Below are 12,729 nucleotides of genomic sequence, written 5' to 3' on the forward strand. Positions count from 1 at the left end.
ACTTATCCACAGGTGGAGGAGGTATTGATAAGATCCTGACGAGGTCTGTATGAATAAACAGGGGTTAAAATGCATTTTTGGGGTTGATTTTGTTGTAATCATCTAAACGAATAGCAGGTAAGTGTGGATAAATAGCCTGTTGGTGGATCTTTGACCGATCTGAGTTTGGTGAAAAGATCATCAAGAAATTGAAGATCGAATTATCGTTATTTTTAAAAATAAATACTTTTTTATCAATGCTTTATGTTTGTTTTTTTGTTTATTCATTTGTTTTTCATTTGATGGGATTGAACTGAATTACTCATTTGAATTGAATTCTTCACAAAGTTATTCACAGAAAAGGTGAATAAATGTGGGCAATGTCTCACTCTTGTGTTGATAAGGTATGGTTTGATTAAAAGATATCCAAAAATGCTGAAAAGGTAATAAATCTTGCTCATATCACATCAGTAAGTTTGCTAGTAATGGGGATATGTGGAAAAATCACGGTAATAAAAAATTTATTCATAGAGGTTAGCCAGTGATAGATGGCGATGGTTACCGACTTAATGTTGGTATTGTGATATGTAATAACCATGGTCAGGTCTTCTGGGCTAAACGATACGGGCAACACTCATGGCAATTTCCACAAGGTGGGATTGACGAAGGTGAAACCCCTGAACAAGCCATGTTCAGGGAGTTATACGAAGAAGTCGGTTTAACGAAAAAAGACGTTAAGATCATTGCAACAAGTCGTCATTGGTTAAGATATAAGCTACCAAAGCGATTGGTGCGTTGGGACTCCAAGCCTGTTTGTATCGGCCAAAAACAGAAATGGTTTCTGCTGAGATTAGAATGCGATGAGTCTCGCATTAATATGCAACGCGGAAAATCCCCTGAATTTGATGGTTGGCGCTGGGTAAGTTACTGGTATCCAGTTAGGCAAGTTGTTTCTTTCAAGCGAGATGTTTATCGACGAGCGATGAAAGAATTTGCATCCTTAGCCATGCCTTTTCGAGAGAGAAAAGCGAAAGGGAAAAGAAAAAAGCAACGTAGAGGATAATCATGCTCAGTCAGCTAAGGGAAATAGTTGAGAAAGTCTCCAGGGTCGATGATGTGCATCTGGCACTCGATATATTGGTGAAAGAGACTTGTGCTGCCCTTAGTACTGAGTGCTGTACTATCTATCTTGCTAATGAAGAAATGCAGCGCCTTGAGTTAATGGCAACTCAAGGCCTTATTTTTGAAGGTGATAGTATTCATATCAACTTCAATGAAGGCTTGGTTGGGTTGGTAAAACGAAGCGCTGAACCCCTTAACCTTGCCGAAGCCTCAAAACACCCCGAGTTCAAATTCTTTCCTCAACTCGGCGAACAGATTTACCACTCTTTTTTAGCTACTCCAATCATTCATCGTAAACAAGTTTTAGGTGTGTTGGTGATCCAACAAAAAACGCCGCGCTTGTTTAGTGAAATGGAAGAATCGTTTCTTGTTACCTTATCCGCTCAGTTAGCGGTGCTCATTGCACATGCGCAGAATCTTGGGCATTGGCAGTTAGCATCTAAACCCACGGTATTAAAAGGTTTGCCTGCGTCTACTGGTGTCGCGATTGGAGAGTTTTGGTTCGACAATACCCAGCCGAGTTTATCGGATATTTTCCCTTCGTCCACGTTAGATAAGGAACGCGAGCACGAGACACTACTGGTGGCCATAGAGCGAGCGTTAAATGACTTTCGCCGCATGCGGAAAAAACTGGACAGTGAAATCAACAAAGATGCGCTGGCGATCTTCGATCTGTTTACTCACTTACTGAATGATCCGATGCTTCGCGGTGATTTGAAGAAGCAGATTGAAAAAGGAGACAGGGCAGACTGGGCGTTACGCCAAGTTGTAGAGTCATACTCGAATCGATTTGCAAGAATGTCGGATGTATACATGCGTGAAAGAGCGCAAGATATCCGAGAGTTAGGGCAAAGGCTGCTCTATTTTCTGCACAACAGTGAGCAAGAAAATTCTGCAATTGATCGTCCCATTATTTTGGTGGCGAACGAACTCACTGCCACCTTGCTCGCTTCTGTACCTAAAGAGTTTTTGTTAGCCGTCGTATCATTAGAGGGAGGCGCAAACTCTCACGCTGCCATTTTATCTCGAGCTCTTGGGGTCCCTGCAGTCATGGGCGCCAACATTAATCCGGATGTGGTGAATGGCAAACGCGGGATAGTCGACGGCTATACGGGTGAGATCTTCTTAGAGCCAAACCGCCAGTTGTTGCGAGAGTATCGCAGCTTAGTAAGCGAAGAGTCTGAACTGTTTGCCATGGTAAACAAGGACCTCGCACTCCCTGCGGTTACGCAAGATAATCACCATATCGAAATTATGCTGAATGCGGGACTCAGTGCAGACAGTAATATTGCCATCAACACAGGTGTTGATGGTGTTGGGTTGTACCGAACTGAGATTGCATTTTTACTTCAGCATCACTTTCCTTCGGAAGATGAACAGTATCATCAATACCAAGCAATACTTAACAGCTATCCGAATCAACGAGTAGTGATGCGTACTTTGGATATTGGTGGTGACAAACCTTTGCCGTATTTGCCCATCGAAGAAGATAATCCGTTTCTAGGCTGGCGTGGCATTCGTTTTACATTGGATCATCCAGACATTTTCTTGATCCAGCTGCGTGCAATGTTAAGAGCGAGTGCAGAAAGCGGAAACTTAAGTATCTTATTGCCAATGGTGTCAGGGGTAAAAGAGCTAGACGATGCCATTAGCTTGATTAATCAAGCTCACAGCGAAGCCGTTTTGCTTGATGATAGAATTCAATTCCCACAAATTGGGGTCATGATTGAAGTACCATCGATGGTGTATCTGTTGCCAACGATCGCTCACCGTGTTGATTTTGTTTCTGTCGGGACAAACGATTTAACTCAGTATTTATTAGCGGTAGATAGGAACAATTCGCGCGTAGCGGATGTCTATGAATCTATGCATCCTGCGGTACTGTTAGCGCTTAAGCAAATCCATGAGGTGTGTGATAAATATCAGGTGCCCGTGTGTATTTGTGGTGAGCTAGCGGGTGATCCATTTGGCGCTCTTCTCTTACTTGGGTTAGGGTATACCAGTTTGAGTATGAACACCTCCAATGTGGCTAAGGTGAAATATTTGATTCGTCATAGCCAACAAGAAGAATTAGAAAAATTAGCGGAGCAAGCAATGACAAAGTCCTATGGGGAGGACATTCATCAAATGATGCATGACTTCTTCATTCAACAGGGCTTTGCGGGCTTTATCCGTGCAGGTAAAAAGTAGGAAATCGTGACCGTCTCTTTATTTTTGTTATTGTTGGCGCTAGGCGCTTTTGTGGGTGTGATGGCGGGGTTACTCGGTATCGGTGGTGGTTTGATTGTTGTTCCTGCCTTGTTGTATTTGCTTCCTCTTGCTGGGATCTCTCCAGAAATGAGTATGCACATGGCCTTAGCCACTTCGTTAGCGAGTATTATTGTCACGTCTGGCTCATCGGCGATGAATCACCTTAAGCTCGGCAATGTCGATATGTTTGTCGTAAAATGGTTGATGCCTGGTGTGGTCATTGGTGGCTTTGTTGGTGCCAATATTGCTGAGTGGATCCCTACACACTATTTGCCGAAAGTGTTTGGTGTCATTGTTCTTTGCCTGTCAGTACAAATGTTTCGTTCCATTAAAGTTACGAGCAGTAAACCTATGCCGAGCAGCCCTGTGACTGTAGTTTACGGCACGGGAATTGGTGTCGTATCAAGCCTTGCTGGTATTGGTGGTGGCTCACTGTCGGTACCATTTTTAAATAAACATGGGATAGAGATGCGTAAAGCGGTGGGCTCATCCTCCGTTTGTGGTTGCGTGATTGCTATTTCTGGTATGATCGGCTTCATCTTACATGGCTATAAAGTGGAAGGCTTACCTTCATACAGTATTGGCTATGTTTATCTTCCCGCTTTATTAGCGATTGCTATGGCCTCGATGCTCACAACAAAAGTGGGTGCGAAGCTCGCAACTAACCTTCCAACTGCGGTATTAAAAAAGATATTCGCGGTGTTCTTAATGTTTGTTGCAGCGACCATGCTGCTCTAAGTTTGTACCCAAGTCATTCTCGCTGAACCAAGCATCTAGAGGTTACTTGGGTATATTTATTTTGTTGTGATAAGAAGAGAATGATTTATGTCTCAGGGATATATTGAATTTCCCAATATTGATCCGGTTTTAATCTCTATTGGTCCTGTTTCGGTTCGTTGGTACGGTTTGATGTACCTTGTGGGCTTTATGTTTGCTCTATGGTTAGCGAACCGACGTGCGGATAAGCCTGGAAGTGGTTGGACACGAGAGCAGGTTTCTGATTTGTTGTTCGCAGGCTTCCTTGGCGTGGTGATTGGTGGCCGTGTAGGCTACGTGCTTTTCTACAATTTTGAGCTCTTCCTGGCTGACCCTTTGTATCTATTTAAAGTGTGGACCGGTGGTATGTCTTTCCACGGGGGCTTACTGGGTGTGATTACTGCGATGTTCTGGTATGCACACAAAAACGGGCGAACTTTCTTCGGTGTTGCTGACTTTATCGCGCCGCTTGTGCCATTTGGTTTGGGTATGGGGCGTTTAGGTAACTTCATGAACAGCGAGTTGTGGGGCCGAGTAACGGATGTGCCTTGGGCGATCGTTTTCCCAAATGGCGGTCCACTGCCACGTCATCCATCACAGCTTTATGAAATGGCGCTTGAAGGTATCGTACTTTTCTTCATCTTGAATTGGTTCATCAAGAAACCTCGTCCTCTAGGTTCTGTTTCAGGGCTATTTTTAGCTGGATATGGTACATTCCGCTTCTTAGTTGAGTACGTGCGCGAACCAGACGCTCATTTGGGTTTATTCGGTGGCTTTATTTCCATGGGACAGATTTTATCCCTGCCAATGGTGGTTATCGGTGTCCTCATGATGGTTTGGGCATACAAACGTGGTCATTACAAAGACGAATTACCACAAAAGACGAAGTAAGGTATTGGTGTGAAACAGTATTTAGATTTGTGTCAACGCATCGTTGACCAAGGTGTTTGGGTTGAAAATGAGCGTACAGGCAAGCGCTGCCTGACCGTAATCAACGCGGATTTAACCTACGATGTTGCGAACAATCAATTTCCGTTGGTCACCACACGTAAAAGTTTTTGGAAAGCGGCCGTTGCAGAGCTATTAGGGTATATTCGTGGTTACGATAATGCGGAAGATTTTCGTAAGCTGGGCACGAAAACCTGGGATGCCAATGCCAACCTAAATGATGCCTGGTTGAATAACCCATACCGTAAAGGTGAAGACGACATGGGCCGTGTCTATGGGGTTCAAGGGCGCGCCTGGGCGAAACCTGATGGTGGTCATGTTGACCAGCTACGTAAGATAGTGGATGACTTAACGCGTGGTGTTGATGACCGCGGTGAAATCTTGAACTTCTACAACCCGGGTGAGTTCCACATGGGGTGCTTGCGTCCTTGTATGTACAGTCACCATTTTTCATTGCTGGATGATACGCTTTACCTGAATAGTACTCAGCGTTCGTGTGATGTACCGCTTGGCTTAAACTTCAATATGGTTCAAGTTTACGTGTTCTTGGCGATTATGGCGCAAATTACGGGCAAGAAACCTGGTCAGGCATTTCATAAGATTGTGAATGCTCACATTTATGAAGACCAGCTTGAACTGATGCGCGATGTTCAGTTGAAGCGTGAGCCATTAAAAGCGCCGACGTTCCATATCAACCCAGAGATTAAATCTCTAGAAGATTTGGAAACATGGGTCACACTGGATGACTTTTGGGTTGAAGGGTACGAGCATCACGATCCTATTCGTTACCCATTCTCAGTGTAACGAGTATCGTTCTTCAAGATATAGAAAAAGCTCCGAATGGAGCTTTTTTCTTTTTTGTACTTAGAAGGTATTATTTTAGTGCACTGACAATATAACGGTGAATTGGGTTGGTCTGCATCGGTTTGGACAGTGCCGGGCTAATAAACTTAGGTTGAGTGAATATTTCTTTACTCACTAATGAACGGATAAGCTCAAAGTACTTCAGCTCTGTTTTCCCGCACAACAATAGTGAAAAGTCATCGCCCAATCTATCATAGGCATTGAGCACCTCTCGGAATCCTCTAAGATACAAGTAATCCTTCGTTAAACCTCCACCTCGATAGACTCGGGCAGTCGTTGTAAATGCTTGAAGATCAGAAGCTTTATACTGTTCTTTTAATAGCATGAACGTATGGCGGAAATCGCGATCCTTGATCATCGACTCTACTGCCAGAACTCGTAAGGCTAAGGTTCTTAGGCGCTTGATACTGAAATGTCCTGACAGATACTCACATAATATAGCCAGCCCTTCTTGAGTGTTGGTATTGGCAGGACAACCTAAGCTCAGGACTTTTAGCGGTTGTTGACGACCGTTAAGCGTAGTCAGGAGATGTACTCCCATTTCATGATGTGCAAGAGCCTCCAGCTCATCAGTGGTGATGTACGCCGCGTGGTTAATTTTGACTCGAGACCCTGAAACTAGTGCGTTTGCTAACATCCCGTCCAACACCTGTATTTCACATTCATACCCATTGCGTTGAGCAAAATTTTGCATGAAACGTGCTATTGCACGGCTATCGTGCTGAGGTTCTTTTTCTTCTTCTGTAGGAAGGTGCAATATGAAATGGGCGTTGGCAATATCTTTGGCGCTCGGTTCCCCATAATAGCGTAAGGAGTTATAAAGAAACTCTTGCGTGCCGATGGTATTCACTTGATCCAGTTTATCTGCATAAGACTGAATTACATCCGCGTATAGCCTCTGCAGTTGGGTGTCTTGAATGTTTTCTAGAGGTAGCTCATATAGGCGTCGCTTTGCGCTGTGGGTATCTACGTTAGTAATTGAATATTGAAAATTAGGCTCTTGAGAATATTTGTTTTTAATGAAACGTTCTCTTTCTTGAGCATAATTAAGAGGATTCACGCTACTGAGGATATCAATATCAGCAACCAGTTGGGTTAGGTTTTCGTCTATTGCGAGTAGCTGATCAGAAATAGCGTCATTAAGCTGCGTCATGTTGTCGACTCCAAATGAGATAGCTCAGCATAAGCATGCTGATGTGGCTCAAATTATCACCGGACAATCGATTTGAACAGTTTAATTATCATAAAAAAGGCTCCACGATGTGGAGCCTAAACAATAAGCGATGGTATGTCGTTGTTGTTACGTTGTTAGGGCTAGAATCGCACCTGGTAGAATAACGAATACTGACATTAGGTAGCCACCAACAACAGCTTTATTCTTAATAGCCATTTCAGAAATCATCTCAGCGCCTTTAACCGGAATCTCACGTAGGAATGGAATTCCAAAGATAAACAGCGTCGCCATGATGTTAAATACTAAGTGGACTAGAGCGATTTGAAGTGCGAATACTGCGAACTCTCCAGATACCGCTGTCGCTGCTAGTAGTGCCGTAATACAAGTACCAATGTTAGCACCCAGAGTGAAAGGGTAGATATCTCGTACTTTCAACACGCCAGTACCAACCAACGGAACCATTAAACTTGTCGTGGTTGAGGAAGATTGTACTAGAACGGTCACGATTGAGCCTGATACGATGCCGTGAATAGGACCACGACCGATGGCGTTTTTCAAAATTTCACGTGCGCGACCAACCATTAGGCTCTTCATTAATTTACCCATCACTGTGATTGCAACGAAGATAGTCGCAATACCCAAAGCAATAAGCATGACGCCGCCAACAGTATCACCGAAGGTAGAAAGTGGCTCTTTAATTGCGCCTACGACTGGCTTTGTAATTGGTTTAATAAAGTTGAAGCCTTTAATGCTCATATCACCAGTAGCAAGCAGTGGAGAAACAAGCCAGTGAGAAACTTTCTCTAAAATGCCGAACATCATTTCCAACGGAAGGAAAATAGCGACAGCAAGCAAGTTGAAGAAGTCGTGAATGGTTGCACTTGCAAATGCACGTTTGAACTCTTCTTTACAGCGCACGTGGCCAAGAGATACAAGCGTATTGGTCACTGTGGTACCAATGTTAGCACCCATCACCATAGGGATAGCGGTTTCTACAGGTAAGCCACCTGCAACCAAGCCTACAATAATAGACGTTACAGTACTTGAAGACTGAATTAAGGCTGTTGCCACCAAGCCGATCATTAGACCTGCAACTGGGTGTGCGGCAAATTCAAATAGCACCTTAGCTTGATCGCCAGTTGCCCATTTAAAGCCACTACCAACCATAGATACTGCTAGAAGAAGCAGATATAACATGAATGCCAAGTTAGCCCAGCGTAACCAACGAGCTGTGCTCGAAATTGGTGCCACTGTTGAAGTAGCTTGGTTCATCATAATTTTCTCCGTTGACCTTTCAGTTCATTTTTCGGTCTGTAGTTGAATCTGCGGGCGATGTTAGAGAACAAATATTTCAGTAATATTACAGATTTCTTGCTGTGAGAGATTTTTATTGTTCTTTTTGATAATGGCGTAAAAGAAGAAGAAAATTAATTTTTAACTTGTTGATTTTAGTGGTTAAATTTTGGTTTCGTTTTGTTTGGTTTTTGCGTTTTTTTTGTAGAGAAAATGCGCCTCAGTTCAACTTTTATGACAGTATTGACTTTATACTTTCGGTAAAACTTATGCTTTTGTAAGGTATTGTATGGTTTTGTCGAGTTTATTGTTTGTCTCTGTCACATTTGGTATAAAAAGTATCACTTTCTTTTCGGGACTCGATCATGTCACATCTAAACTACAACCATCTCTATTATTTCTGGATGGTGTGCAAACAGGGCTCTGTAACTAAGGCGGCTGACGCGCTCTTCCTGACACCGCAAACCGTGACAGGACAGATTAAAGCGCTTGAAGAGCGCATGAAAGGAAAGTTAACCAAGCGCAATGGTCGTACAGTTGAGCCCACTGAGTTAGGTCAGCTTGTGTTTAAGTACGCCGACCGGATGTTCGGTTTGAGCTATGAGATGTTAGATATCGTCAATTACAGCCAGCACTCGAACATTCTATTTGAAGTTGGTGTAGCCGATGCATTATCTAAACGCTTGGTCAGTAAAGTACTGATGACGACCGTCCCGGAAGATAACAGTATTCATTTACGCTGTTATGAATCGACCCACGAACTGCTACTTGAACGCCTTTCTCAGCACAAGCTAGATATGATCCTTTCGGATTGTCCCGTTGATTCTACTCAAAGTCCTGGCCTTTATAGCAAAAAGTTGGGTGAAAGTAGCATGAGCTTTTTTGCTTCTTCTGAAATTGAAAATGTGCGATTCCCTGAGATCTTGGAACAAAAAAAACTTCTGATTCCCGCGAGCCGAACGGCTATGGGGCGTAAAGTTATTCAATGGTTTGATCGTCAAGGCCTTCAACCCAATGTGCTAGGGGAGTTTGATGATGTTGCGTTGATGAAAGCTTTTGCTCGGTACCACGATGATGTGATTTTCTTGGCACCGACCGTATACATGTCGGAGATTGAAGACGACCGAAATTTACAGCTAATTGGCCATGTCGATGGGCTAAAAGAAGAGTACTACGTGATTTTTGCGGAACGAATGATCCAACACCCCGCGGTAAAAAATGTTTGTGATGCTGATTTCAGTCAAATGTTTGAGTAAACCCGTATCGTTGCGTAAATAAATAGATTACTATCAATAAAAATATAATTCTAAATAATATCTAAGTAAGCAAGATACTTGTTTTAGTGAGCAAAACTATTAATTATTGATGGCGCACCAATTAAAATCCTTGGTGGATAATATTGGTGTATCACTAACAACTAAATTAGAGGTTCTAATAATGAAGACTCTGGAAGTGTATCTTGATTTTCTTAGATATATAAATCAGTGCAACACAACAAGCTGGCCAGGGTTGGAATAAGTAAGTTGTAGCTAGAGGTCCAACACATGAATCTACAAGAAATGGAGCAGAACTCCGCAAAAGCCGTCGTGTTGCTCAAAGCGATGGCAAACGAGAGACGCCTACAAATCCTTTGTATGCTGCATAACCAAGAGCTGTCCGTGGGAGAGCTGTGTGCAAAGTTAGCGCTAAGCCAGTCGGCATTATCTCAGCATCTTGCTTGGCTTCGCCGTGATGAGTTAGTCACGACAAGGAAAGAAGCACAGACGGTGTACTACACATTAAAGAGTGATGAAGTGAAAGCGTTAATAAAAACACTGCATAGTCTTTATTGTGCTGAGAGTGCTCAACATTAATTAAATAGTCCTAATATACTGCTCATCTTAGAGTGTGAATCTAACTTGTTGGAATATTTGAGAGTGGCGTTAAACTTTTGATGATAGGGTACTACTCATCGACCAATTTGCTTTGTTCTCAAGTGTTTTATTAGTGCTTTCTAGTTTGAGCGTTATATGGGTAATGAATAAGCTGATGTCTTTAAATGGGACATTCAGAAAAAGAAAAGCTGGCATTGCCAGCTTTTTTTATTAAGAAAACTTTGTAGATATAAAAAAACCGACACAAGGTCGGTTTTTTCTTCACTGTAAAATCAGGACTCTATTAAAGAGCTTTGATTTGTGCAGCGAAACGAGACTTATGGCGAGCTGCTTTATTCTTGTGAATAAGGCCTTTAGTTGCCATGCGGTCTAGGATAGGTGTAACTACAGCGAATGCAGCAGTTGCAGCTTCTTTGTCGCCTGCTTCGATAGCAGCAACAGTTTTCTTCATGTAAGTACGCATCATTGAGCGACGACTAGCATTGTGCTGACGACGTTTCTCAGCTTGGATAGCGCGCTTCTTAGCAGATTTACTATTTGCCAAGGGTCTAACTCCCAAAAACTTAGTTCTGTGACAATTTAAGGGCGAGGAATATCCCTCATTTGCGCTTAAATGTCAAATGATTTGTGCAAAAACCGATCTAAGCCAAAACAAATTTTGGTAAGAGAGGTTATCGCGGTTAAGATGGCGGGGATTCTAACAGCATTTTTATACCAATGCTAATAATTATCCGCGAAAGGCACACTTATTCCTTACAACCCGCGGATAGATTTTTGACGTCTATTTACAGCACCTGTCAGAGAAACAGTATAGGGTTAGCTGTCTTATGGTGATATTCCGAGGTTACAGTGAGTAAACGACTACTCAAGTCTGGCATGATCGTCAGTGCTATGACATTTATTTCCCGCGTTCTTGGCCTAGTTCGTGATGTTGTAGTGGCAAATTTAATGGGGGCAGGAGCAAGCGCAGACGTCTTTTTCTTCGCCAATAAAATTCCTAATTTTTTACGACGTTTGTTTGCTGAAGGTGCTTTTTCCCAAGCGTTTGTACCTGTTTTAACGGAAAGCCATGCTCAAGGCGACATGGATAAAACTCGGGAGCTCATTGCTCGTGCGGCGGGTACATTAGGGGTGATAGTCTCAATTGTTACCATCTTAGGTGTTCTAGGTTCCGGAGTGGTGACTGCACTGTTTGGTTTTGGTTGGTTCCTAGACTGGATGCATGGTGGTCCCGCGGCTGAGAAGTTCGAACTTGCTAGCGTGATGCTCAAGATTACCTTTCCTTATTTATGGTTCATCACTTTTGTTGCCCTATCGGGAGCCATTCTCAATACACTAGGTAAGTTTGCGGTTTCTTCGTTTACTCCTGTCTTCCTCAATGTGATGATCATTTTGGCAGCATGGTTTATCTCGCCGCAGATGCCACAGCCAGAGATTGGTCTTGCCATCGGTGTTTTCCTTGGTGGTTTGGTTCAGTTCTTATTTCAAATCCCTTTCCTTATTAAAGCGGGGGTTATGGTTAAGCCGAAATGGGGCTGGCGCGATCCGGGCGTGGTGAAGATCCGAACCTTAATGATTCCTGCTTTGTTCGGTGTGTCGGTAAGCCAAATCAACTTGTTGTTTGATACTTTTATTGCCAGCTTTCTGCAAACCGGTTCGATCAGTTGGTTGTACTATTCAGATCGCTTGTTGGAATTCCCGTTAGGTCTGTTTGGTATTGCTATTGCAACGGTGATTTTACCAGCATTATCACGCAAACATGTTGACGCACAAAATGAAGGATTCGCACAAACCATGGACTGGGGGGTGCGCATGGTGATCTTACTTGGCCTTCCTGCAATGCTTGGTTTGATGGTACTGGCAAAACCTATGTTGATGGTGTTATTCATGCGAGGTGAGTTTTCGCCACAAGACGTACATCAAGCATCATTGTCACTCTTTGCTTACGCTTCAGGTTTGTTGAACTTTATGCTGATTAAAGTGCTCGCTCCGGGTTATTACTCGCGTCAAGACACTAAAACGCCAGTGAAATACGGCATCATTGCGATGGTGACCAACATGGTATTTAATGCAATTTTTGCGTACTTCTATGGCTACGTTGGCTTGGCTATCGCGACGGCACTATCGGCATTTGTGAATATGGCACTGCTGTATCGTGGCCTGCACATCGCAGAGGTATACCAAATCACTAAGCGAACCGTCTTCTTTATTATACGTTTAGCTATTGCTGGCGCGGCGATGGTGGCGGCAATCTTATGGCAACTGGAAGATATGTCAGTATGGCTCGGCTGGAGCTTTGCTCACCGAAGCGCGGTGCTAGGGATGTTGATCGGTTTAGGAGCCGTAGTTTACCTAGTGGTTCTATTTTTAACTGGTGCGCGTTTAAAAGACCTAAAAGCTGGGACAGACTGAGGGTGATTAGTATATAATCCGTCAGTTTCACACAGTGTAAAGTAAAACAGAGGCAGA

Annotated in this window: 11 protein-coding genes; 8 read left to right on the top strand and 3 right to left on the bottom strand. The window is 43.2% G+C overall.

Annotated features, from left to right (window positions below; all coding sequences use genetic code 11):
• The first annotated feature begins 520 nt into the window (after positions 1–520).
• The 5 genes from rppH (at position 521) to R8N28_RS09330 (ending at position 5,859) form a co-directional block, all read left to right on the top strand.
• Complete coding sequence (rppH, locus tag R8N28_RS09310; RefSeq protein ID WP_005381953.1) at positions 521–1,042, top strand: RNA pyrophosphohydrolase; 522 nt, start codon at positions 521–523, stop codon at positions 1,040–1,042.
• 2 nt (positions 1,043–1,044) lie between these two features.
• Positions 1,045–3,291, top strand: coding sequence for a phosphoenolpyruvate--protein phosphotransferase (gene ptsP, locus R8N28_RS09315; RefSeq protein ID WP_262635413.1), 2,247 nt, complete (start codon positions 1,045–1,047; stop codon positions 3,289–3,291).
• A 6-nt stretch (positions 3,292–3,297) separates the two neighbouring features.
• Positions 3,298–4,089 (top strand): sulfite exporter TauE/SafE family protein, encoded by a 792-nt coding sequence (locus R8N28_RS09320; protein ID WP_005385965.1) that lies wholly within the window; start codon positions 3,298–3,300, stop codon positions 4,087–4,089.
• 87 nt (positions 4,090–4,176) lie between these two features.
• Positions 4,177–4,998, top strand: a complete 822-nt coding sequence (gene lgt / locus R8N28_RS09325; RefSeq protein ID WP_005381948.1) for a prolipoprotein diacylglyceryl transferase — start codon at positions 4,177–4,179, stop codon at positions 4,996–4,998.
• A gap of 9 nt (positions 4,999–5,007) precedes the next feature.
• Positions 5,008–5,859 (top strand): thymidylate synthase, encoded by an 852-nt coding sequence (locus R8N28_RS09330; protein ID WP_005381947.1) that lies wholly within the window; start codon positions 5,008–5,010, stop codon positions 5,857–5,859.
• A gap of 70 nt (positions 5,860–5,929) precedes the next feature.
• Here R8N28_RS09330 and R8N28_RS09335 read toward each other — a convergent pair whose 3' ends face one another.
• Both R8N28_RS09335 and R8N28_RS09340 read right to left on the bottom strand, forming a co-directional pair.
• On the bottom strand, positions 5,930–7,072 hold the full coding sequence (locus R8N28_RS09335) for a flavohemoglobin expression-modulating QEGLA motif protein (RefSeq protein WP_047102047.1): 1,143 nt from the start codon (positions 7,070–7,072) through the stop codon (positions 5,930–5,932).
• A gap of 147 nt (positions 7,073–7,219) precedes the next feature.
• Positions 7,220–8,365, bottom strand: a complete 1,146-nt coding sequence (locus R8N28_RS09340; RefSeq protein WP_025768431.1) for a Na/Pi symporter — start codon at positions 8,363–8,365, stop codon at positions 7,220–7,222.
• A 386-nt stretch (positions 8,366–8,751) separates the two neighbouring features.
• Here R8N28_RS09340 and nhaR point away from each other — a divergent pair, with 386 nt between their 5' ends.
• Entirely contained in the window at positions 8,752–9,642 is an 891-nt protein-coding gene (gene nhaR / locus R8N28_RS09345) for a transcriptional activator NhaR (RefSeq protein ID WP_005381942.1), read from the top strand.
• A gap of 288 nt (positions 9,643–9,930) precedes the next feature.
• Positions 9,931–10,239 (top strand): ArsR/SmtB family transcription factor, encoded by a 309-nt coding sequence (locus R8N28_RS09350; RefSeq protein ID WP_262635414.1) that lies wholly within the window; start codon positions 9,931–9,933, stop codon positions 10,237–10,239.
• A 304-nt stretch (positions 10,240–10,543) separates the two neighbouring features.
• On the opposite strand, the gene rpsT is transcribed toward R8N28_RS09350, so the two are convergent.
• A complete protein-coding gene (rpsT, locus tag R8N28_RS09355) occupies positions 10,544–10,804 on the bottom strand; it encodes a 30S ribosomal protein S20 (protein ID WP_005381938.1) in 261 nt (86 codons plus the stop codon).
• Between the two features lie 305 nt (positions 10,805–11,109).
• Here rpsT and murJ point away from each other — a divergent pair, with 305 nt between their 5' ends.
• On the top strand, positions 11,110–12,672 hold the full coding sequence (gene murJ / locus R8N28_RS09360; protein ID WP_005385957.1) for a murein biosynthesis integral membrane protein MurJ: 1,563 nt from the start codon (positions 11,110–11,112) through the stop codon (positions 12,670–12,672).
• Positions 12,673–12,729: the final 57 nt, after the last annotated feature.

Source organism: Vibrio sp. Vb1554 (assembly GCF_033344235.1).